The sequence below is a fragment of the Pseudomonas sp. Irchel s3b6 genome (assembly GCF_900187415.1).
Taxonomy (GTDB): domain Bacteria; phylum Pseudomonadota; class Gammaproteobacteria; order Pseudomonadales; family Pseudomonadaceae; genus Aquipseudomonas.
Window position 1 is genome coordinate 168,199 of sequence record NZ_FYDM01000004.1, and the last position, 22,645, is coordinate 190,843.

The window sequence follows — 22,645 nt, forward strand, 5'->3', positions numbered from 1 at the left end:
AATTAGGGACGAGAAATGCAACAGCCAGATAAAGGCTTGAAACGCGGGCTATCCGCCCGACATATTCGCTTCATGGCACTGGGGTCGGCGATCGGCACCGGGCTTTTCTACGGTTCCGCCTCAGCCATCCAGATGGCCGGCCCTGCCGTGCTGCTGGCCTACCTGATTGGTGGTGCAGCGGTGTTCATGGTCATGCGCGCCCTCGGCGAGATGGCGGTGCACAACCCGGTTGCAGGTTCTTTCGGTCAATACGCCAGCACCTACCTGGGGCCGATGGCCGGCTTCATCCTGGGGTGGACCTATGCCTTCGAGATGATCATCGTCTGCCTGGCAGACGTCACCGCGTTCGGCATCTATATGGGCTTCTGGTTCCCGGAGGTCGCGCGCTGGGTCTGGGTATTGGGCATCGTGCTCCTGATCGGCGGGCTTAACCTGTGCAACGTCAAAGTCTTCGGTGAGATGGAGTTCTGGCTGTCGCTGCTGAAAGTCGCCGCCATCGTCGCGATGATCCTCGGCGGTTTCGGCATCATGCTGTTCGGGATCGGCTCGGCCAGCACCGAACAGGCCACTGGCCTGGACAACCTCTGGGCCCATGGCGGCTTCATGCCTAATGGCATCGGTGGCGTGATCGCATCGTTGGCCGTGGTGATGTTCGCTTTCGGTGGTATCGAAATCATCGGCATCACGGCGGGTGAAGCCAAGGACCCACAGCGGGTGATTCCAAGGGCGATCAATGCGGTGCCACTGCGGATTCTGCTGTTCTACGTGCTGACGTTGTTTGTACTGATGGCCATCTATCCGTGGCCGCAGATTGGCAGCCAGGGCAGCCCGTTCGTGCAGATCTTCGACAACCTGGGCATCAGCTCGGCGGCGACAATCCTCAACATCGTGGTGATCTCGGCGGCGGTTTCGGCGATCAACAGCGACATCTTTGGCGCCGGCCGCATGATGTACGGTCTGGCCCAGCAAGGTCATGCACCAAAAAGTTTTGCCCAATTGTCGAAACAGGGCGTGCCCTGGATGACCGTGGTGGTCATGGGTGCAGCGTTGCTCGGCGGCGTGGTGTTGAACTACCTGATCCCGAAAGACGTGTTCCTGGTGATCGCCTCGATTGCGACCTTCGCGACCGTCTGGGTCTGGTTGATGATCCTGATCACTCAGGTGGCCATGCGTCGCTCCATGACTCGCGAGCAAGTCGCTCAGTTGCACTTCCCGGTTCCGTTCTGGCCTTATGCGCCGGCGGCGGCGATTGTGTTCATGCTGTTCGTCTTCGGTGTACTGGGTTACTTCCCAGATACCCAGGCGGCGTTGGTGGTCGGCGCGGTGTGGATCGTGCTGCTGGTGATCGCTTACAAGCTGTGGGTCAAACCGGCGGCCGGGCAAGCGGTCGAGGTCACCCCCGACTCTTCTTTGTCCCATCGATAACCTAACGGAGGCCTCGGATGAAAACTCTCTGGCAACACTGCCACGTTGCAAGCATGGCGCAGGGCACTTACTCGATCATCGAGGATGCCGCCATCGTGACGTCAGGTGCGCACATTGAGTGGATCGGTCCACGTAGCGAGCTGCCGTCCGATTATTACCCCGAGGTCCATGACCTCGCGGGGGCCTGGGTCACTCCGGGCCTGATCGACTGCCACACCCATACGGTGTTCGGCGGTAACCGCAGCGGCGAGTTCGAACAACGTCTGCAGGGCGTCAGTTATGCCGAGATCGCAGCCGCCGGTGGTGGCATTGCCAGCACCGTGCGCGCGACTCGCGCAGCAAGCGAGGACGAACTGTTTGCCAGCGCCGCCAAGCGCTTGAAAAGCCTGCTGCGTGACGGTGTGACCAGCATCGAGATGAAATCCGGTTATGGCCTGGACTTGGCCAGCGAGCGGAAAATCCTGCGGGTGATCCGTCGTCTTGGCGCCGAACTGCCTGTCAGCGTGCGCAGCACCTGCCTGGCCGCTCACGCCTTGCCGCCGGAGTATGCCGACCGCGCCGACGACTACATCGACCATATCTGCAGCGAAATGCTTCCGGCACTGGCAGCCGAAGGGCTGGTGGATGCGGTGGATGCGTTCTGCGAGTACCTGGCGTTTTCGCCGGCCCAGGTCGAGCGGGTGTTCATCGCTGCACAGAAACTCGGTTTGCCGGTGAAACTGCACGCCGAGCAACTGTCGTCCCTGCACGGTTCCAGCCTGGCGGCGCGTTATCACGCGTTGTCGGCCGATCATCTGGAGTTCATGACCGAAGACGATGCCATTGCCATGGCTGCCTCCGGTACCGTTGCCGTGTTACTGCCGGGTGCTTTCTATTTCCTGCGTGAAACCCAGTTGCCGCCAATGGAGGCCTTGCGCAAACACCAGGTGAAGATCGCCATCGCCAGCGACCTCAACCCCGGTACTTCGCCGGCGTTGTCGGTGCGCTTGATGCTGAACATGGCCTGCACCTGTTTCCGCATGACCCCGGAAGAGGCCCTGGCTGGCGCGACCATTCATGCGGCCACGGCCTTGGGCATGGAACAGACCCACGGTTCGCTGGAAGTGGGCAAAGTCGCTGACTTCGTCGCCTGGCAGATCGATCGTCCGGCCGACCTGTCGTACTGGTTGGGCGGCGACCTGGAAAAACGCGTCGTGCGTCACGGCGTTGAAGTCGAGTTATAGGAGAACAGCTGTGGATAAGGTTCTGAACTTCAAACAAGGCCGGGTGCCGCTGCTGATCAGCATGCCCCATGCCGGTGTGCGCCTGACGCCTGCGGTGGAAGCCGGTTTGATCCCTGAGGCACACAGCCTGCCGGACACGGACTGGCACATTCCAACGCTCTACGAGTTCGCCGCTGAACTGGGCGCCAGCACCCTGGCGGCGGAGTACTCACGGTTCGTCATCGACCTTAATCGTCCGTCCGACGACAAGCCGCTGTACGTCGGTGCGACTACCGGCCTGTACCCGGCGACGTTGTTTGATGGCGTGCCGTTGTTCCGCGAAGGGCTGGAGCCGTCCGCGCAGGAACGTGCCACCTACCTGGAACAGATCTGGACGCCGTACCACAGCACCTTGCAGCAGGAGTTGGCGCGACTCAAAGCCGAGTTCGGCTACGCGCTGCTGTTCGATGCCCATTCGATCCGCTCGGTGATCCCGCACCTGTTCGACGGCAAGCTGCCGGACTTCAACCTGGGCACCTTCAATGGCGCCAGTTGCGATCCACAGTTGGCCAGCCAACTGGAAGCCATCTGCGCCCGCCACCCGGACTACAGCCATGTACTCAACGGGCGCTTCAAGGGGGGGCACATCACCCGGCATTACGGAAGCCCGGCAGAAAACATTCATGCGGTGCAACTGGAGTTGGGCCAGTGCACCTATATGGAAGAGTTCGAGCCGTTCCGCTATCGCCCTGACCTGGCGGCGCCGACCCAGGTGGTGTTGAAAGAACTGCTGCAAGGGCTACTGGCCTGGGGGCAGAAGCACTACGCAAGCTGAGGTGACCCCCTGTGGCGAGGGAGCAAGCTCCCTCGCCACATCGGTTCACTTCAGATTGCCGAAAGCCTGAAACATTCCCTCAATTTCTCCAAGGACATGCTCATTGCACCATTCGGGTTTATGATGCCGGACGGCAGAATAATAGAAGTCCCCCCAGGGATGACCTCGACCCCTTACGGAGCGCGCAATGCAGACTTTGTACCCGCAGATCAAACCCTACGCCCGGCACGATCTGGCCGTCGATGAAACCCACACGCTGTATGTCGACGAGAGCGGTTCACCGGAAGGTTTGCCGGTGGTGTTCATTCATGGCGGCCCGGGGGCGGGTTGCGATGCACAGAGCCGGCGCTACTTCGATCCGAATCTGTATCGTATTGTCACCTTCGATCAGCGTGGTTGCGGCCGTTCGACCCCGCACGCCAGCCTGGAAAACAACACCACCTGGGATCTGGTCGCTGACCTGGAGCGGATTCGCCAGCATCTGGGCATCGAGAAATGGGTGCTGTTCGGCGGCTCCTGGGGCTCGACCCTGTCCCTGGCTTATGCGCAAACCCATCCTGAGCGTGTGCACGGTCTGATTCTGCGCGGGATCTTTCTTTGCCGCCCGCAGGAAATCGAATGGTTCTACCAGGCCGGCGCCAGCCGCCTGTTCCCTGACTACTGGCAGGACTACATCGCGCCCATCCCCCACGACGAACGCGACGACCTGCTCACTGCATTCCACAAGCGCCTGGTCGGTAACGACCAGATTGCCCAGATGCACGCGGCCAAGGCCTGGTCGCTCTGGGAGGGCCGCACGGCCACCCTGCGCCCGAACCCGCTGGTGGTCGATCGCTTCTCCGAGCCGCAGCGTGCGCTGTCGATTGCCCGGATCGAATGCCACTATTTCACCAACAATGCGTTTCTCGAGCCTGACCAGTTGATCCGCAACATGGGCAAGATCGCCCATTTGCCGGGGGTTATCGTCCACGGTCGCTACGACGTGATCTGCCCGCTGGACAATGCCTGGGAGTTGCATCAGAACTGGCCCAACAGCGAGCTGCAGGTGATCCGCGACGCCGGTCACGCGGCTTCCGAACCGGGCATCACCGATGCCTTGGTGCGCGCAGCCAGCCAGATGGCGCGGCGCTTGCTCGATCTGCCGCCTGAAGAAGCATGAAGGGCCTGCTACAGCGCGTGCGTGGCGCGCGAGTCGAAGTGGCGGGGGAGATTGTGGGCGCTGTCGACCAGGGGCTACTGGTGCTGGTGGCCGTGGAACCGGACGACACGCAGGCCAGCGCAGACAAACTTCTGCATAAGCTGCTTAACTATCGGGTGTTCAGCGACGCCGAGGGCAAGATGAATCTGTCCTTGGCCGATGTTGAGGGTGGTTTGCTGTTGGTCTCGCAGTTCACCCTGGCAGCCGACACCAAAAACGGGTTGCGCCCGAGCTTTTCCACCGCTGCCCCTCCGGCACTGGGAGAGGCGCTTTTTGACTATTTATTAGCCAGGGCGCAACAGTTGCATGGCAAAGTAGCATCAGGCAGATTTGGCGCGGATATGCAGGTGCACCTGGTCAATGACGGCCCGGTGACCTTCCTGTTGCAGACCTGAAAGCGTTTGAAACATCTTTTCGGGCGTATTTCAGGGTGAAACAGGGGTTTTTCGCGATAAATACTTTGTTACCCCTGATGCGTTGTAACGCGGGCTACTAGATAATCCCGCGCTACGGGGATCAGCGTTCGTTGGCCCATTTTTGACTTAGGTAGAGACTTGTTCGCGACCGTTTGGGGAATCATTTTGCCCCAGCGGAGTCGGAACAATGCTCGCCAACCTGGCGCATAGATAGCTAGCCGTTGGTTTTTTGATTTGTTTTCGGCGAGGGTTGCTCGTGATTGTTAGTCCCTGTAATGCACCAAGAATGTCTGCCAAACGGTTACGTAATGCACTGGTGACGGGCTCTGCACTGCTTTGCCTGCTCAGCGCCGGCCAACTTTGGGCATTCAACCTGGATGATGTGGCGGTCAAGGCAAAAGAGCTGGCCGGGAAGAAGTACGAAGCCCCGCGCAGCAATCTGCCGAACGAATTCCGTGAGATGAAGTTCGCGGATTATCAAAAAATCCGCTTCCTGACCGAAAAAGCCGAATGGGCCAACAAGAAAACCCCGTTCAAGCTGTCGTTCTATCACCAGGGCATGCACTTCGACACGCCGGTGAAGATCAACGAAATCACCGCCAGCACCGTTGAAGAGATCAAGTACGACCCGAGTCGTTTCGATTTCGGCGACGTGAAGTTCGATCCCAAGGCCACCGAGCAACTGGGTTATGCCGGTTTCCGTGTCCTGTACCCGGTCAACAAGGCCGACAAGCAAGACGAAATCATGACCATGCTCGGCGCGAGTTACTTCCGCGTGGTCGGCAAGGGCCACGTCTATGGCCTGTCTGCCCGTGGCCTGGCCATCGACACCGCACTGCCGTCGGGTGAAGAGTTCCCGCGTTTCACCGAGTTCTGGATCGAGCAGCCAAAGCCGACCGACAAGCACCTGGTGATTTTCGCCCTGCTGGATTCGCCACGCGCCACGGGTGCCTACCGCCTGACCCTGCGTCCGGGCAGCGACACCGTTGTCGACGTCAAGGCGCAGATGTTCCTGCGTGACAAGGTCAGCAAGCTGGGGATCGCCCCGCTGACCAGCATGTTCCTGTTCGGCGCCAACCAGCCGTCGAAAGTCCTGAACTACCGTCGCGAATTGCACGATTCCAGCGGTCTGTCGATCCATGCCGGTAACGGCGAGTGGATCTGGCGCCCGTTGAACAACCCGAAACACCTGGCCGTGAGCAACTTCCAGGTTGAGAACCCGCGTGGTTTCGGTCTGCTGCAGCGTGGTCGTGACTTCAGTCATTACGAAGACCTCGATGACCGTTACGACAAGCGCCCAAGCGCCTGGATCGAGCCAAAAGGCGACTGGGGTAAAGGCACTGTCGACCTCGTAGAGATCCCGACCGCCGACGAAACCAACGACAACATCGTTGCCTTCTGGAGCCCGGAAAAACTGCCGGAAGCAGGTCAGCCGCTGGACTTCGCGTACCGCATGCACTGGACCATCGACGAGGCTTCCCTGCACTCGCCGGACAGCGCCTGGGTTGAACAGACCCTGCGTTCCACCGGTGACGTGAAGCAGTCCAACCTGATTCGTCAGCCGGACGGCAGCGTTGCCTACCTGGTGGACTTCGAAGGCCCGTCCCTGCAGGCCCTGCCGGAAACGGCCGAAGTGCGTAGCCAGGTGAGCGTGGGCGACAACGCCGAACTGGTCGAGAACAGCGTGCGCTACAACCCTGAAACCAAGGGCTGGCGCCTGACGCTGCGCATGAAGATCAAGGACCCGAGCAAGTCCACCGAGATGCGCGCGGCCCTGGTCAAGGACGTTACCCCTGTCGAACCTGCCAAGACCCTGGTAGCCACCTCGAACTCCGCCGTTGCCAAGGCTGACAAGGTCGCCGCCAAACAGCAGGAAAAGAAAGACAAGGAAGCCAGGCAGGCTGAAGCCCAGCAAGCTGGCAACGATGCCAAGGAAAAGGACAACAAAGACGCCAAGCAGCCTGTGGCTGCCGATGCGAATCCAGCCACACCACTCTCCACCTCAGAGTCAGCGGTTAAAACCGAGCAAGTCTTGACCGAGACCTGGAGCTATCAGTTGCCTGCCGATGAGTAATTCCCAAGCACAGCCAGAGTCTCTCAGCGAGTACCTGGCCCACCTGCCAATGACCGATGAGCAGCGCGCCGAACTGGCGGGCTGCAAGTCCTTCAGCGAGCTGCATGAGCGCCTGTCGTCCAAGACGTTCGACGAACCGGTCGAGGCTGCACAAGCCTCGGTGGGTCGTCGGCTGACCCTCAATTCCGCGCAGGAGTTGGAGGACGCCGAGATGCTGGCGCTCGACGCCAGCGGTCGGGTGTGCCTGAAAGCCACCCCGCCGATTCGTCGGACCAAGGTCGTCCCCGAGCCATGGCGTACCAACATCCTGGTGCGTGGCTGGCGTCGCCTGACCGGGCGTACCAACCCGCCGAACCCGCCGAAAGATGAGCGTGTGTTGCCGGCCGCGCGCTGGCGCACCGTCGGTTCGATCCGTCGCTACATCCTGTTGGTGCTGATGCTCGGCCAGACCATCGTCGCCGGCTGGTACATGAAAGGCATCATGCCGTACCAGGGCTGGTCGTTCGTCGACCTGGACGAGGTTCTGCACCAGCCACTGATGCAAACCGCCACCCAGGTGCTGCCGTATGCCTTGCAAACCAGCATCCTGATTCTGTTCGGGATTCTGTTCTGCTGGGTCTCGGCCGGTTTCTGGACGGCGCTGATGGGCTTCCTCGAGTTGCTCACCGGGCATGACAAGTACCGTATTTCCGGCAAAAGCGCCGGTAACGAGCCGATTCCCAAGGACGCTCGTACCGCCTTGGTGATGCCGATCTGCAACGAAGACGTCCCGCGGGTGTTCGCCGGTTTGCGCGCGACCTTCGAGTCGGTCGCCGCGACGGGTGACCTGGATCGATTCGACTTCTTCGTCCTCAGTGACAGCAACGACTCCGACATCTGCGTGGCCGAGCAGCAGGCCTGGCTGGACGTCTGCCGCGAAGCCAAGGGCTTCGGCAAGATCTTCTATCGCCGCCGTCGCCGCCGCGTGAAGCGCAAGAGCGGTAACCTCGACGACTTCTGCCGTCGTTGGGGCGGTGACTACAAGTACATGGTCGTGCTCGACGCTGACTCGGTGATGAGCGGCGAGTGCCTGACCAGTCTGGTGCGTTTGATGGAAGCCACGCCGGACGCCGGGATCATCCAGACCGCGCCGCGTGCGTCGGGCATGGACACCCTGTATGCGCGCATGCAGCAGTTCGCTACCCGTGTCTACGGTCCGCTGTTCACGGCTGGCCTGCACTTCTGGCAACTGGGCGAATCCCACTACTGGGGTCACAACGCGATCATCCGCATGAAGCCGTTCATCGAGCACTGCGCCCTGGCGCCGTTGCCCGGTAAAGGTGCCTTTGCGGGGGCCATCCTGTCCCACGACTTCGTTGAAGCCGCGCTGATGCGCCGTGCCGGCTGGGGCGTGTGGATTGCCTACGACCTGCCGGGCAGCTATGAAGAACTGCCGCCGAACCTGCTGGATGAACTCAAGCGTGACCGTCGCTGGTGCCACGGCAACCTGATGAACTTCCGCCTGTTCCTGGTCAAGGGCATGCACCCGGTGCACCGTGCGGTGTTCCTGACCGGCGTGATGTCCTACCTGTCGGCACCGTTGTGGTTCTTCTTCCTGGTGTTGTCGACGGCGCTGCTGGCGGTCAACACGCTGATGGAGCCGCAGTACTTCCTGGAGCCGCGCCAGCTGTATCCGCTGTGGCCGCAATGGCATCCGGACAAGGCCATCGCCCTGTTCTCGACCACCATCGTGCTGCTGTTCCTGCCGAAGTTGCTGAGCATCATCCTGATCTGGGCCAAGGGCGCGAAAGAGTTCGGCGGCAAGTTCAAGGTGACGATGTCGATGCTGCTGGAGATGTTGTTCTCCATGCTGCTGGCGCCAGTACGGATGATCTTCCACACCCGTTTCGTGCTCGCCGCGTTCCTCGGTTGGGCCGCGACCTGGAACTCGCCACAGCGTGACGACGACTCCACGCCGTGGAGCGAAGCGGTCAAGCGCCACGGTCCGCAGACCCTGCTGGGCTTCTTCTGGGCCTTGCTGGTGATCTGGCTGAACCCGAGCTTCCTGTGGTGGCTGGTGCCGATCGTTGGCTCGCTGATGCTGTCGATCCCGGTGTCGGTGATCTCCAGTCGCGTGGGCCTGGGCCTGAAGTCCCGTGACGAGAGCCTGTTCCTGATTCCTGAGGAGTACAATCCGCCACAGGCCTTGCTGGCGACCGACCAGTACACCCACGAAAACCGTTGGCATGCCCTGAACGACGGCTTTATCCGTGCCGTGGTCGACCCGCAGCAGAACGCCCTGGCGTGCTCGCTGGCGACTTCGCGTCACGGTCAGGCCGAGCCGATCGAGTGGCTGCGCACCGAGCGGGTCAGGCATGCCCTGAAAGTCGGGCCTGCCGGGTTGAACAACCATGACCGCCTGCAACTGCTCAGCGATCCGGTGGCCCTGGCTCGCCTGCATGAGCAGGTCTGGAGCGAAGGCCATGCCGAGTGGCTGGGCGCGTGGCGAGACTCGGTGAAAGCCGATCCTCACGCACCGCTGTTGCCGCTCAAGCCGGTCATGACCCAGGCGCAACTGGCCTGATGAGAAAGCCCCGCTAACCCGCGGGGCTTTTTTTTAGCGGATTTTCTGTAACCCCTTGTGCAAACGGCCGAGTGCGTTAGCATCGCTCCCTTCTTTGGTACGCCCGGACAATTTTTTGTCCGTATCTGTCGGTTTTCCAAAGGAAAACGGCGGTTTGCGCGCCTTACTACAAAAAGATTGGGGACTTTGATGATGAAGAAGTATCTCTCGATGCTGCTGCTCGGCGTCACGGCACTGGTTGCAGTCAACGCGGCGCAAGCCGGCGCCATCGATGACGCGGTCAAGCGCGGCACGCTGAAAGTCGGCATGGACCCGACTTACATGCCGTTCGAAATGACCAACAAGCGCGGCGAAATCATCGGCTTCGAAGTCGACCTCCTCAAGGCCATGACCAAGGCCATGGGCGTCAAGCTGGAGCTGGTCTCCACCGGCTATGACGGGATCATCCCGGCCCTGTTGACCGACAAGTTCGACATGATCGGCAGCGGCATGACCCTGACCCAGGAGCGTAACCTGCGCCTGAACTTCAGCGAACCCTTCATCGTGGTCGGCCAGACCCTGCTGATCCGCAAGGAACTGGAAGGCACCATCAAGTCCTACAAAGACCTGAACACCGCTGACTACCGCATCACCTCCAAGCAGGGCACCACCGGCGAGATGGTCGCCAGGAAGCTGATCTCCAAGGCCAAGTACCACGGCTACGACAACGAGCAGGAAGCCGTGCTCGACGTGGTCAACGGCAAGGCCGATGCCTTTATCTACGACGCACCGTACAACGTGGTCGCGGTCAACAAGGTTGGCAACGGCAAGCTGGTGTTCCTCGACAAGCCGTTCACCTACGAGCCACTGGCCTTCGGTCTGAAGAAGGGCGACTACGACAGCCTCAACTTCATTAACAACTTCCTGCACCAGATCCGCGAAGACGGCACCTACGATCGCATCCATGACAAGTGGTTCAAAGACACCGCTTGGCAAAAAGACATGGAGTAAGGGCCAGTAAATGATCGTTCCCACGCTCCGCGTGGGAATACCGCCCGGGACGCTCCGCGTCCCTTCGCTGGCGTGACGCAGAGCGTCACAGGATGCATTCCCACGCAGAGCGTGGGAACGAGCGAATTTCAGAGTCTTACAGATGAAACATAAAAAAGCCCAATGGCCCTGGCACGTGCTGACCGTGCTGGTGCTGATCGGCATGGCTGGCGCGTTGTATTACGCCACCTCGCTGATGTCCTACGAGTGGCGCTGGAACCGCGTGCCGCAGTACTTCGCCTACCACGCCGAAGAAACCCAGCGTGCCGCCGACATCTCCACCGTCAGTGAACTGGTGCGCAAGGGCGACAAAGCGCAAGTGACCCTGCGCAACGATGCCGGCACCGAACAAGTGCTGACCGTCGACGACAACAGCCTGCAAGTGGCCCGTGGCGACGATGTGGCCGAGGGCGACGTGATTGGTGTCACCCGGCATTGGGCCGCGGGGCCGCTGATGTGGGGCCTCTGGACCACCTTGTGGCTGTCCGTGGTGTCCGGTGTGCTCGGGTTGCTGATCGGGCTGGCAACGGGCCTGTGCCGGCTGTCGAATAACCCGACCTTGCGTGACCTGTCGATCGTCTACATCGAACTGGTGCGTGGTACGCCGCTGCTGGTGCAGATCTTCATTTTCTACTTCTTTATCGGCACGGTGCTGAACCTGTCTCGCGAGTTCGCCGGGATCGCCGCGCTGTCACTGTTCACCGGTGCCTATGTGGCCGAGATCATTCGTTCCGGCGTACAGTCGATTGCCCGTGGGCAGAACGAAGCGGCTCGCTCGCTGGGCCTGAATGCCAGCCAGTCGATGCGCCACGTGGTGCTGCCGCAGGCGTTCAAGCGCGTGTTGCCGCCGTTGGCGGGGCAGTTCATCAGCCTGGTCAAGGACACCTCGCTGGTGTCGGTGATCGCCATCACCGAGCTGCTCAAAAGCGGCCGTGAAGTCATCACCACCTCGTTCTCGCCGTTCGAAATCCTGTTCTGCGTGGCCGGGCTGTACCTGTTGATCAACCTGCCGCTGTCGAAAATGGCCAGCCGGCTTGAGCGGAGGCTCGCGCAAAGTGATTGAAGTCCGCGATCTGATAAAAGTCTTCGACACCCGTGGCCAGGTGGTTCGCGCGGTGGATAACGTCACCACCCAAGTGGCCAAGGGCGAAGTGCTGGTGGTGATCGGCCCGTCCGGCTCCGGCAAGTCGACCTTCCTGCGTTGCCTCAATGGCCTGGAAGAGTTCGATTCCGGCTCGGTGAGCATCGACGGCCTGCAACTGGCCGACCCGAAAACCGACGTGAATGCCTACCGGCGTGAAGTCGGCATGGTGTTCCAGCACTTCAACCTGTTCCCGCACATGACCGTGCTGGAAAACCTCTGCCTGGCGCAGAAGGTCGTGCGCAAGCGCGGCAAGAAGGAGCGCGAGGCCAAGGCCATGGCGCTGCTGGAAAAGGTCGGTATTGCGCAGAAGGCCCACGAGTTCCCGTCACGCCTGTCCGGCGGTCAACAACAGCGGGTGGCAATCGCCCGGGCGTTGGCGATGGAGCCCAAGGTCATGCTGTTCGACGAACCGACCTCGGCGCTCGATCCGGAAATGGTCGGCGAAGTGCTGGACGTGATGAAAACCCTGGCCGTGGAAGGCATGACCATGGTGTGCGTCACCCACGAGATGGGCTTTGCCCGGGAAGTGGCGGATCGGGTGTTGTTCTTCGATCATGGAAAACTGCTGGAAGACGCCTCGCCGGCCGAGTTCTTCGATGCGCCAAAGGATCCGCGGGCGCAGGCGTTCTTGCGCCAGGTCCTGTAACGGCGTCGCCCCTGAGCGTTCCCGTGGGAATGCTCAGGGGCTCCCTTCGTTCACCGATTCAGCGTGAAGCGCTAAATCGCCGAATGGTTCGTGCGTTCATTCAAGGGTCGGCAATAAATCCACGGAGCGGTAAACACATGGAATGTATCTTTTGCACAATGCTCGCCGGCCAGGCGCCGATGCACCTGATCTGGGAAGACGATGCCCATGCGGCCTTCCTGTCCAGCCGTCCTAACACCCCGGGTTTTTCGGTCGTTGTGCCCAAGCAGCACGTTGGCAGCTATGCGTTTGCCCAGTCTGACGAAGTGTTGTCGGCACTGATGATCGCCGCGAAAAAAGTCGCGCTGTTGATCGACAAAGCGCTTCCGGACGTCGGCCGAACCGGCCTTATGCTGGAAGGCTATGGCATTGACCATTTGCACGCCAAGCTCTTCCCCATGCACGGGACGGGCGACTCAAGCGCCTTCAAGCCCATCAGCTCCAATGTCGACAAGTTCTTCGAGCGCTACGAAGGCTATATCTCGTCCCATGATTTCAAGGGCGAGGCCACCCAGGACTTGGCGGGCATGGCGCAGCATATTCGTGGTGTTGGCGACATCGAGGTATAAACTAGCGGCTGCTCCTCATTCCAAACGTTAAAGCCAAACGCAGGTGTGCCTTGCAGCACGCCACGATAACTCTCGGGTGGTTGAAGGGAGGCTAAAATGTCTTGCTGCCTCTCGCGTTGTTCAGTGCAATGCATCGCTCCACGACGCCAGTGTCTTGAAGGAAATCAGCATTTATAATGTTGAACGATTGTTGCAGGGGGCTGAAAACTTCATCCCAGATACTATTGCCATTCTTTATGCGTACAGGGCCGTTAGCCACGGTGTATGCGGTAGCTGATAGGGAGTTGAGAGCGCCTTTTGCTGATTCATTTCTGGACCTCTGAATGAACGCCATTAGTTGGCTCTCTGATGTAATGTTATTGCCAGACCAACGGTGTTGGATCGTCGGCCAGTAACCTCCCTGACTCCAGCAAATAATGATGTTTTTCCCGGGGTAAGTCTGACGAATTTCTTCAAGCGTCAGTGCGCTCGCGGTAGGAGGAATCAATAGGTTGGCCAAGGTGCTGAGTTTGTTCTTACAGCGCTGGATCGCATTGTTAAGGTTTCGTCCTGGACTATAAGAGTGAATGTCCAATATGACGATCTCACCGCGATTGGCTTCAGCGAATGTGCGTACTGAAGAGACACATCGGTCGAGACTACGGCCTTGGATTCCATGCTGGCAGGTGATATTTTCCACGAACCTGTATTTTGGAATTTTCGAGCCGCCGACATCTTTTTTGTAACTGTTGTCGACGATGCGCAGGTCGAGAACGCGAGCGCCATGGTTCATTTGAACGGAGAATATATGGTCCTGGCAAACCGCCCAGTGTCTGCTTATGGGCTCGGCCACACCTTTATCCATACCTGAGTTGTGGGCCGATGGCAGCGCAAGCTCATGAAGTTTTAAGTGCTTGATAGTGTTGTAGATGGATTGCATCCAGGAAGTGTGTCTGCTATTGCGTGCTGTGCTATTCATTGTAGTTGCCCTTATGTAATAAAAGGCAGCTGACTTTGCGGGTCGACGGTTTTAAATGGTGTTGTGGTTGTTTTGCTAGGTTGATTGAATTGCAAAGTCGAAGCCTGGGTTTGTGTGAGGCTTTAACTTAGCATAAGGATTGGTTAGTGAGTGTTGTATGTGTTTCTAATGTTTTTGTTGGGGGCTGTGCTGTTTTGATGTTTGGTGAGGTTTGTTTTGCGTTTTGAATATTTGATTTTAATATTTAGTTAACAGTGTGTGCTGGCCTCCTTCCCGTATGGGAGGAGGCACTTCACACCGCTCTCAAACTTTGAACTTGCCCACCAGCATCTGCAGGTGGGTACCCAGTCGCGCCAACTCGATACTGGAGGCTGCCGTCTCCTCACTGGCGGCCGAAGTCTGTTCGGACACATCACGCACGTTCAGCACGCTGCGGTTGATCTCTTCGGCCACAGCGCTTTGCTGTTCGGCGGCGGCAGCGATCTGCTGGTTCATCGCCTGAATCGCTGAAACGGTGCGGGTGATGTTGTCCAGCGAGCCGCCGGCGCGACGTGTCAGTTCGACGCTGCTGTCGGTGAGACTGCGGCTGTTGTCCAGGATGGTGGCGACCTGTTGGGTGCCGCTCTGCAGGCCGACAATCAATTCCTCGATCTCTTCGGTGGACTTCTGGGTGCGTTGCGCCAGGCTGCGCACTTCATCGGCGACCACGGCAAAGCCCCGGCCGGCTTCACCAGCACGCGCGGCCTCGATGGCGGCGTTGAGGGCCAGCAGGTTGGTTTGCTGGGCCACGGACTTGATCACGTCCAGGACGCTGCCGATCTTGTCGCTCTCGCGCTTCAGATCGCCCATGGCGACCGTGGAGTGGCCGACCTCGGTCGCCAGGCGCTCGATCTGGGCGATGGCTTGGCCGACCACCTTGTCACCTTCACGGGCCTGCTGGTCGGCAGCGACGGCGGCTTCGGAGGCTTCCTCGGCGTTGCGCGCGACTTCCTGGACGGTGGCGGCCATTTCGTTCATGGCCGTGGCCACCTGGTCGGTTTCCACCTTCTGGCTGTTGACCCCGGCGCTGGTCTGCTCGGTCACGGCGGAGAGTTGTTCGGCGGCGCTGGCTATCTGCGTCACGCCATCGCTGATACCTCCGATCAGTTCGCGCAGGCCGACGCTCATGCTCTGCATGGCGCGTTGCAACTGGCCCAGTTCGTCGCGGCGTTGCGAAATGAGGTCGTGGGTCAGGTCGCCAGCGGCAATGCGCTCGGCGACCTTGAGGGTCTGGGTCAGCGGGATGATGATCTGCCGGGTAATGGCCCAGGCGGCGAGCAGGCCGAACACCAGTGCCAGCACGGTAGCCAGCAGCAGGGTGTTCTTGGCGTGGGCGGCGTCAGTGTCACGCACGACGGTCTGCGAGGTGGTGAGTTGTTTGCTCAAGTCCATCAGCAGGTCACCCTGGCCGGACATGCCCTTGAGGGCCGTGGCGCTGGCCAGTTGGGCGTCGCGGAACCGGGCGACGGCCGCGCGGTAGCCGACCAGCGAGTCGCTGGCCTGTTGCAGGTTGCCGACGTGCTGCTCCGGCAGTTGCCCGGGCAAGGCCTTGAGGTATTTCAGGGCATTGTCGATGGCGTCCAGTGCTGGTTGCTGGGCCTCGACCTTGCCGCTGTAGGTGTAGCCGCGCACCTGGAAACGCGCTTGCTGGAGCAGCTTGCCGAGCTCGATGACAGCGTTGAACTGGCTGACGTTATCGCCCTGCAGCAGGGCTTTTTCGACCTCGGCCACGCGGGCCACGGCATGGTCGGCGGTGGCGCCGAGCTGGGCGCGGGCGGCTTCGCGGTTGGCGGTGGCCTGGGTCATGTCGGCAAAGGCGTGCCGGTATTTGCTGACGGCCTCCAGTTGCTGGTTGAGCAGGGCCAGGTCAGCCGGTTGCTCAATCATCGTCAGTGCGCTTTTGAGGCCGCTGTCGAGCTTGTTCAGCAGGTCAGTCACGGCAGCGGGGCCTTGTTCGCCACGACGCATTTCATAGTCCATGCGGGCGATACGCAGGTCTTTGGTCAGCTCGTTGAGGCTGGAGATGTAACCCAGCTTATCGCCGCGGCTGATGATGCTGCTCATTCCCGACCAGCCGTTGACGGTGATCAACAGGGTCAACAGCAGTACCAGGCCAAAGCCGATGCCCAGCTTGCGATTGACGCTCACGTTGCCCAGATTTTCGGCTAACCATCGGTACATGCTGCGCACTCCCCATTAATTGGAATTATGGAGAGCCTATCGGCAGGGGGAGGGAATTCTGTAGGAGTACCGCGCTGTCCGGGCAGGTAACTACGGGTGGCGAGGGAGCAAGCGCCCTCGCCACATGGGGTCAGAACAGTCGCGAGAGCAGGGCCGTGACGGCGGTCTCAACCCGCAGGATGCGTTCGCCGAGCTGTACCGGTTGCAGGCCGGCCTTGCCCAGCAAATCGATTTCGTAGGGGATCCAGCCGCCTTCCGGGCCGATGGCCAGGGTGACCGGCTCGTCCAGCCCGCGCGGGCAGGGCGGGAAGTTGCCCGGATGACCGACCAGCCCCAGGGTGCCGTCGGTGATGGCGGGCAGACGGTCCTCGACGAAGGGCTTGAAGCGCTTTTCGATGACGATGTCCGGCAGCACGCTGTCGCGAGCCTGTTCCAGCCCCAGAATCAGTTGCTCGCGAATGGCTTCGGGCTCCAGAAACGGCGTCTGCCAGAAGCTTTTCTCCACCCGGTAGCTGTTGACCAGCACCACCCGTGGCACACCCATGGTGGCAACGGTCTGGAACACGCGACGCAGCATTTTCGGCCGGGGCAGGGCCAGGATCAGGGTCAGTGGCAGCTTGGCCGGGGGAGGCTGGTCGAGCGTAACCCGCAGCTCTGCTTCCGCCGGCTCCAGGCGCAGCACTTCGGCCGAACCCATCAGCCCGCCGATGCGTCCGACCCGCATGCTGTCACCCACTTCACAGCGGTGGACTTCCTGCATATGGGTCAGCCGGCGATCACGCAGGATCACCCGGTCGGCCGCAATGAAGTCGGCCTCTTCAAGGAGCAGCAGGTTCACGGTTGGGTCGCTGGTGGCTGGTCGTTGTGATCGTCAGCCGGCTGGTCGTCCGGGTGCGTGCCGCGTTTACTGATCAGGCTGCCAAACAGGATGCCCACTTCGAACAGCATCCACATCGGTACGGCCAGCAGGGTCTGGGAGAAGATGTCCGGTGGGGTAAGGATCATGCCGACCACGAAGCAGCCGATGATCACGTACGGGCGGATTTTCTTCAGGTAGGCGACGTCGACCACGCCGATCCACACCAGCAGCACCACGGCCACCGGGATCTCGAATGCCACGCCAAAGGCGAAGAACAGCGTCATGACGAAATCGAGGTAGCTGGTGATGTCGGTCATCATTTCCACGCCGGCCGGGGTGGCAGCGGCGAAGAACTTGAAGATCAGCGGGAACACCAGGAAGTAGGCGAAGGCCATGCCGGCGTAGAACAGCACGATGCTCGACACCAGCAACGGCACGGCGATGCGCTTCTCATGCTTGTACAGGCCTGGCGCGATGAAGCCCCAGATCTGATGCAGGATCACCGGAATCGCCAGGAACAGCGAGACCATCATCGTCAGTTTCAGCGGCGTCAGGAACGGCGATGAGACGTCGGTGGCGATCATCGTCGCGCCAGCGGGCAGGTACGCACGCAGAGGCGTCGAGACGAAGGTGTAGATCTGCTGGGTGAAGGCAAACAGCCCGGCGAAGATCAGGAAAATCGCCGCGACGCAGCGCAGCAGGCGAGTGCGCAACTCGGTGAGGTGCGAAACCAGCGGCATGTGCTGGTCGTTCTCTGGAATATCGCTCATGGGGCTCGCGGCGGCAGTGTTGAGTCGAGGGGAGCAGGCGCAGGGGTTGCCGCCGCAGGAGTCACCGGTGTTGCCGGTGGTGTGGCAACGACTGGCGGCACTTCAGTCGGTGCTACGGCAGGTGCAATCGACTGCTCGGCCACCGATTCAAAGGGGCTCGGTTGCTGCTGGACGGGCGTGAGGATTTTACGGGCCTCTTGCTCCAGCGACAGAATGTGCTCGTTGTGCAGCTGCCGGCGAATTTCGTCGGCGCCGATTTCACGTTCAACTTCCTGTTTGATCGCGTTGAAGCTGCGCTTGAGCCGTCCGACCCACAGGCCGGCGGTGCGCGCAGCGCCCGGCAGACGCTCGGGACCCAGCACCAGCAGGGCAACGAGGCCGACAAGCAGCAGTTCAGTGAAGCTGATACCGAACATTAGTCTGTGCTCACGAGTCTTTGCGGGTCGGCTCTTGGACTTTCTGGGCCTGCACATCGATGGTGTGCGGCTCGTTCAGGGTCGAGGCGTGTGGCTGCACGGGCGGTGCTGGTTGCGCGGTTGGCGCAGCGCCCGGCTCGGCAGGCTTTTCGTCGTCATTCATGGCCTTGCGAAAGCCCTTGATCGACTCACCGACGTCGGTGCCGAGGTTTTTCAGTTTCTTGGTACCGAATACCAGTACCACGACGACCAGGATGACGACCCAGTGTTTCCAGTCAAAAATGCCCATGTTGCTGCTCCTCTCAAATAGTTGTTCAGGCGGACGGACGCGAGGCTTTCTCGACGTGACCGGACAGGCCGAAACGGCGGTCCAGCTCGTCGAGCACCGCCTGTGGATGCTGCCCCAGTTGGGCCAGCATGACCATGCTATGGAACCACAGATCGGCGGTTTCGTAGATGACATCGCTGCAATCTCCGCTGATGGCGGCGTCTTTGGCGGCGATGATGGTCTCGACCGACTCTTCGCCGACCTTTTCCAGAATCTTGTTCAAACCCTTGTGGTACAGGCTGGCGACATAGGAGCTGTCGGCGGCTGCGCCTTTACGTTCTTCCAGCACCTGGGCCAGGCGGGTCAGGGTGTCACTCATGGGTGTGTCCTGCGCAATAGATGGCGTGCGGATCCTTGAGCACCGGGTCGACGGTTTTCCAGTCGCCGTTTTCAAAGACGCGGTAGAAACAGCTTTGGCGGCCGGTGTGACAGGCGATGTCGCCGATCTGCTCGACCATCAGGATGATCACGTCGGCGTCGCAGTCCAGGCGCATTTCATGCAGGGTTTGCACGTGCCCGGACTCTTCACCCTTGCGCCACAGCTTGCCACGCGAGCGTGACCAGTAGATGGCACGGTTCTCGAGGGCGGTCAGTTCCAGCGCTTCGCGGTTCATCCAGGCCATCATCAGCACACGCCCGGTCTTGTGATCCTGGGCGATGGCCGGCACCAGGCCGTCGCTGTCCCATTTGATCTCGTCCAGCCAGTTTTTCATCGTTGAGCCTTGAAAGCAGTTGCTAGCTTTAAGCGTCAAGCTACAAGTAAAAGCCATTCCGCTACGTTCTTTCGTCATGTGCAACGTTACAAATCTACAGGCATAAGGCAAACGTGAGTGCTACGAGCATCGCTTGAAGCTTGAAGCTTATAACTTGCAGCTGTTTCCTGCTATCGGCGAACGACCAGATACAAGCCCACGGCTACCATGATCGCCCCCGGCCAGTGGCCCAGTTCGTTCAATGGGCCGCCGGCCAGCAGGATCGCGCCGCCGGCCAGATGGGCGGTGCCGAGCAGGCGCAGGAACCAGTCGTCCGAGCGGCGGTGCCAGGCAGGTGGCGGGTTGGCCGCGTGGGGCAGGGACATGCGCTCGAGCAGGTCGCGGGTCATGTTGGCCAGGTGCGGCAGTTGCTCGACCTGACTGTGCAGGTTGCCCAGCAGGGCTTTGGGGCTCACGCGTTCGCGCATCCAGCGTTCAAGGAAGGGTTGTGCGGTGTTCCACAGGTCCAGGTCCGGGTACAGCTGACGGCCCAGGCCTTCGATGTTGAGCAGGGTCTTTTGCAGCAATACCAGCTGTGGCTGCACTTCCATGTTGAAGCGTCGCGCGGTCTGGAACAGGCGCATCAGTACTTGGCCGAAGGAAATATCCTTTAACGGCTTTTCGAAGATCGGCTCGCACACCGTGCGGATCGCCGCCTCGAATTCGTTGAGCTTGGTTTCAGCCGGCACCCAGCCCGAATCGATGTGCAACTGCGCGACGCGCCGGTAGTCACGCTTGAAGAACGCGAACAGGTTGCGTGCCAGGTAGTCCTGGTCCTCGGGGGTGAGGCTGCCGACGATCCCGCAGTCGATGGCAATGTACTGCGGGCTCCAGGGGTTCACGGTGCTGACGAAGATGTTGCCCGGGTGCATGTCGGCGTGGAAAAAGCTGTCGCGGAACACCTGGGTGAAGAAAATCTCCACGCCGCGCTCGGCGAGCATTTTCATGTCGGTGCGCTGGTCGGCCAGGGTCGCCAGGTCGGTGACCTGAATCCCGTAGATACGCTCCATCACCAGCACTTTCGGCCGGCACCAGTCCCAGTGGACCTGGGGTACGTACAGCAGTGGCGAGTCGTCGAAATTGCGTTTGAGCTGGCTGGCGTTGGCCGCCTCGCGCAGCAGGTCGAGCTCGTCGTAGATGGTTTTTTCGTAGTCGCTGACCACGTCTACCGGGTGCAGCAAGCGTGCGTCGGCAGAGAACTTTTCCGCGGCGCGGGCGAGAATGAACAGCCATGCCAGGTCTTGGGCGATGATGGGCTTGAGGCCGGGGCGGATGACCTTGACCACCACCTCTTCACCGCTTTTGAGTTGCGCGGCATGCACCTGGGCGACCGAGGCCGACGCCAGCGGCTCGATGTCGAAGCGGCTGAACACGTCGCTGATCTTCTTGCCCAGTTGATCTTCGATCAGCTTGACCGCCACCTGTGAATCGAAGGGCGGTACCCGGTCCTGCAGCAACATCAGCTCATCGGCGATGTCTTCGGGCAGCAGGTCGCGGCGGGTGGAGAGGATCTGCCCGAACTTGATAAAGATCGGCCCCAGGTCCTGCAAGGCCAGGCGCAAGCGAGCGCCCCGGCTCAGGTCCAGGGTTTTGCGCGGAAACCAGCGCCACGGCAACGCATAACGCAACGCCAGCAGGAACCACGGCAGTGGCAGGGCGAACAGCAGGTCATCGAGACGGTAGCGGATCACGACGCGCTGGATGCGCAACAAACGGCGGACGGCAAGCAGCTTCATGCGTTATCGCTTGAATCAAGGGATCGGGAGAGGCGCTCGAAGCGCGCCTCAAGACGTTCCAGGTCGAGTTTGATCTGGTCCAGCTCGCTGAACCGCGCTTCGGCTTCGCGCTGGCCGACCAGGGTGCGCGATTCTTCGGCGAGGTATTCGGCGAGGTTCTGGTTCAGGCTGGTGAATCCTTGTTGATACCAGCGTGCGCGGCTGCGCAGGTGGCCGCCAATCAGTTGCGTGGCAACCGGGCCGAGCCAGCGTGAGAGTTCATACTCCCAGTCCAGTTCCAGGTCCTGCAACACGGCGGCCAGTTCCAGCAGCACGCCGCTGTCACCGTCCAGCTCTACCTCGGTACGGTGCAGGACCGAGGTCTTGTCCTTGCTCATGGCCAGCGCCAACAGGCTCGAGGCGGGTGCGCGCAAGGTGCAGTCGGCCGCGGTTTCCCAATGGGACGCCAGCATCAGGCTTTCATCGCTGGGCAGGATGAACAGCTCAAGCGCCGGGCTGCGACACTCGACGGCAATCACCTTGCCGCTCAAATGGGCCAGGCGCGGCAGGGCTGTGCTGTCGAGCCGCAGTACCCGGTTGAGGCCGAGTTCGACACTGGCGAGCAGGCCGGCGAGCAACATCAGGGTTTGATGCCGCGGTGCAGGGCGACGATGCCGGCAGTCATGTTGTGGTAGGTCACGCGGTCGAAACCGGCTTCGACCATCATCGACTTCAGGGTTTCCTGATTCGGGTGCATGCGGATCGATTCGGCCAGGTAGCGATAGCTTTCCGGGTCATTGAGGATCAGTTTGCCGACCATCGGCATGAAGGCAAACGAGTACGCGTCATAGGCCTTGGACATCAGCGCGTTGGTGGGCTTGGAGAACTCCAGCACCAGCAGGCGGCCGCCAGGCTTGAGCACCCGCAGCATCGAGCGCAGGGCGTCTTCCTTGTGGGTAACGTTGCGCAAGCCGAAGGCGATGGTCACGCAGTCGAAGTGGTTGTCCGGGAATGGCAGCTTTTCAGCGTCGGCCTGGACGAATTCGATGTTGCCGGCCACACCCTTGTCCAGCAGACGGTCGCGACCGACCTTGAGCATGGACTCGTTGATGTCGGCCAGCACCACCTGACCGGTCGGGCCGACCAGATGGGAGAATTTGGCCGCCAGGTCGCCCGTGCCGCCGGCGATGTCCAGCACGCGATTGCCTGCGCGTACACCCGACAGTTCGATGGTGAAACGCTTCCACAGGCGGTGCATACCGCCGGACAGCACGTCGTTCATCAAGTCGTACTTGGCGGCTACCGAGTGGAACACCTCGGCGACTTTTTCCGCTTTCTGGCTTTCCGGAACGTTTTTGAAGCCGAAGTGTGTGGTGGGTTCGGCATCGCTGCCTTTGCGCTGGTCAGTCATATCGCTGTCACCAAAAGAGATTGCGCGACATTCTAATCCCCAAGGGATGCTTTGTCTTGGCAAGGCTGAAGGTAAG

The 22,645-nt window shown here is 60.7% G+C and carries 22 protein-coding genes and 1 pseudogene; 11 read left to right on the forward strand and 12 right to left on the reverse strand.

What is annotated here, in order from left to right:
* Nucleotides 1-15 precede the first annotated feature (15 nt).
* The 11 genes from CKW07_RS09205 (at nt 16) to CKW07_RS09255 (ending at nt 13,140) form a co-directional block, all read left to right on the forward strand.
* On the forward strand, nt 16-1,425 hold the full coding sequence (locus tag CKW07_RS09205; RefSeq protein WP_095144607.1) for an amino acid permease: 1,410 nt from the start codon (nt 16-18) through the stop codon (nt 1,423-1,425).
* A gap of 17 nt (nt 1,426-1,442) precedes the next feature.
* Nucleotides 1,443-2,648: an imidazolonepropionase gene (hutI, locus tag CKW07_RS09210; RefSeq protein ID WP_095144608.1), complete on the forward strand. Its 1,206-nt coding sequence runs from the start codon at nt 1,443-1,445 to the stop codon at nt 2,646-2,648.
* 10 nt (nt 2,649-2,658) lie between these two features.
* Nucleotides 2,659-3,462, forward strand: coding sequence for an N-formylglutamate deformylase (gene hutG / locus CKW07_RS09215; RefSeq protein ID WP_095144609.1), 804 nt, complete (start codon nt 2,659-2,661; stop codon nt 3,460-3,462).
* Between the two features lie 187 nt (nt 3,463-3,649).
* Entirely contained in the window at nt 3,650-4,621 is a 972-nt protein-coding gene (gene pip, locus CKW07_RS09220; RefSeq protein ID WP_095077987.1) for a prolyl aminopeptidase, read from the forward strand.
* Entirely contained in the window at nt 4,618-5,055 is a 438-nt protein-coding gene (dtd, locus tag CKW07_RS09225; RefSeq protein ID WP_095144610.1) for a D-aminoacyl-tRNA deacylase, read from the forward strand. The genes pip and dtd overlap by 4 nt, the downstream gene beginning before the upstream one ends.
* A 307-nt stretch (nt 5,056-5,362) precedes the next feature.
* A complete protein-coding gene (locus tag CKW07_RS09230; protein ID WP_176465301.1) occupies nt 5,363-7,150 on the forward strand; it encodes a glucan biosynthesis protein G in 1,788 nt (595 codons plus the stop codon).
* Nucleotides 7,143-9,713, forward strand: a complete 2,571-nt coding sequence (gene mdoH / locus CKW07_RS09235; RefSeq protein WP_095144612.1) for a glucans biosynthesis glucosyltransferase MdoH — start codon at nt 7,143-7,145, stop codon at nt 9,711-9,713. The genes CKW07_RS09230 and mdoH overlap by 8 nt, the downstream gene beginning before the upstream one ends.
* A 192-nt stretch (nt 9,714-9,905) precedes the next feature.
* Complete coding sequence (locus tag CKW07_RS09240) at nt 9,906-10,703, forward strand: transporter substrate-binding domain-containing protein (RefSeq protein ID WP_095144863.1); 798 nt, start codon at nt 9,906-9,908, stop codon at nt 10,701-10,703.
* A gap of 142 nt (nt 10,704-10,845) precedes the next feature.
* A complete protein-coding gene (locus CKW07_RS09245; protein ID WP_095077990.1) occupies nt 10,846-11,805 on the forward strand; it encodes an amino acid ABC transporter permease in 960 nt (319 codons plus the stop codon).
* On the forward strand, nt 11,798-12,532 hold the full coding sequence (locus CKW07_RS09250; protein WP_095077991.1) for an amino acid ABC transporter ATP-binding protein: 735 nt from the start codon (nt 11,798-11,800) through the stop codon (nt 12,530-12,532). The genes CKW07_RS09245 and CKW07_RS09250 overlap by 8 nt, the downstream gene beginning before the upstream one ends.
* Before the next feature lie 137 nt (nt 12,533-12,669).
* Nucleotides 12,670-13,140: an HIT family protein gene (locus CKW07_RS09255; protein ID WP_095144613.1), complete on the forward strand. Its 471-nt coding sequence runs from the start codon at nt 12,670-12,672 to the stop codon at nt 13,138-13,140.
* 91 nt (nt 13,141-13,231) lie between these two features.
* On the opposite strand, the gene CKW07_RS09260 is transcribed toward CKW07_RS09255, so the two are convergent.
* From CKW07_RS09260 to ubiE, 12 genes and pseudogenes are all read right to left on the reverse strand, one after another.
* On the reverse strand, nt 13,232-14,059 hold the full coding sequence (locus CKW07_RS09260; protein ID WP_095144614.1) for a hypothetical protein: 828 nt from the start codon (nt 14,057-14,059) through the stop codon (nt 13,232-13,234).
* Nucleotides 14,060-14,401: 342 nt separating this feature from the next.
* Nucleotides 14,402-15,274: a methyl-accepting chemotaxis protein gene (locus CKW07_RS25925; RefSeq protein ID WP_371850647.1), complete on the reverse strand. Its 873-nt coding sequence runs from the start codon at nt 15,272-15,274 to the stop codon at nt 14,402-14,404.
* Nucleotides 15,260-16,318, reverse strand: a pseudogene (locus CKW07_RS25930) (methyl-accepting chemotaxis protein); the annotation flags it as partial. The gene CKW07_RS25925 and the pseudogene CKW07_RS25930, both read right to left, overlap by 15 nt.
* Before the next feature lie 130 nt (nt 16,319-16,448).
* Nucleotides 16,449-17,156 (reverse strand): 16S rRNA (uracil(1498)-N(3))-methyltransferase, encoded by a 708-nt coding sequence (locus CKW07_RS09270; protein ID WP_095144616.1) that lies wholly within the window; start codon nt 17,154-17,156, stop codon nt 16,449-16,451.
* Entirely contained in the window at nt 17,153-17,947 is a 795-nt protein-coding gene (gene tatC / locus CKW07_RS09275) for a twin-arginine translocase subunit TatC (RefSeq protein ID WP_095077995.1), read from the reverse strand. The genes CKW07_RS09270 and tatC overlap by 4 nt, the downstream gene beginning before the upstream one ends.
* Nucleotides 17,944-18,363, reverse strand: a complete 420-nt coding sequence (gene tatB, locus CKW07_RS09280) for a Sec-independent protein translocase protein TatB (protein WP_095144617.1) — start codon at nt 18,361-18,363, stop codon at nt 17,944-17,946. Before tatB ends, tatC begins: the two co-directional genes overlap by 4 nt.
* A gap of 10 nt (nt 18,364-18,373) precedes the next feature.
* Nucleotides 18,374-18,652 carry a twin-arginine translocase TatA/TatE family subunit gene (locus CKW07_RS09285; protein WP_095077997.1) on the reverse strand — a complete coding sequence of 93 codons (279 nt, stop codon included), beginning with the start codon at nt 18,650-18,652 and terminating at the stop codon, nt 18,374-18,376.
* Between the two features lie 25 nt (nt 18,653-18,677).
* Nucleotides 18,678-19,010 (reverse strand): phosphoribosyl-ATP diphosphatase, encoded by a 333-nt coding sequence (locus tag CKW07_RS09290; protein WP_003220849.1) that lies wholly within the window; start codon nt 19,008-19,010, stop codon nt 18,678-18,680.
* Entirely contained in the window at nt 19,003-19,404 is a 402-nt protein-coding gene (gene hisI, locus CKW07_RS09295) for a phosphoribosyl-AMP cyclohydrolase (protein ID WP_095144618.1), read from the reverse strand. Before hisI ends, CKW07_RS09290 begins: the two co-directional genes overlap by 8 nt.
* Before the next feature lie 170 nt (nt 19,405-19,574).
* Nucleotides 19,575-21,179, reverse strand: a complete 1,605-nt coding sequence (gene ubiB / locus CKW07_RS09300; protein ID WP_095144619.1) for a ubiquinone biosynthesis regulatory protein kinase UbiB — start codon at nt 21,177-21,179, stop codon at nt 19,575-19,577.
* Nucleotides 21,176-21,799 carry an SCP2 domain-containing protein gene (locus CKW07_RS09305; RefSeq protein ID WP_095144620.1) on the reverse strand — a complete coding sequence of 208 codons (624 nt, stop codon included), beginning with the start codon at nt 21,797-21,799 and terminating at the stop codon, nt 21,176-21,178. Before CKW07_RS09305 ends, ubiB begins: the two co-directional genes overlap by 4 nt.
* Complete coding sequence (gene ubiE, locus CKW07_RS09310) at nt 21,799-22,569, reverse strand: bifunctional demethylmenaquinone methyltransferase/2-methoxy-6-polyprenyl-1,4-benzoquinol methylase UbiE (RefSeq protein ID WP_095078001.1); 771 nt, start codon at nt 22,567-22,569, stop codon at nt 21,799-21,801. The genes CKW07_RS09305 and ubiE overlap by 1 nt, the downstream gene beginning before the upstream one ends.
* Nucleotides 22,570-22,645: the final 76 nt, after the last annotated feature.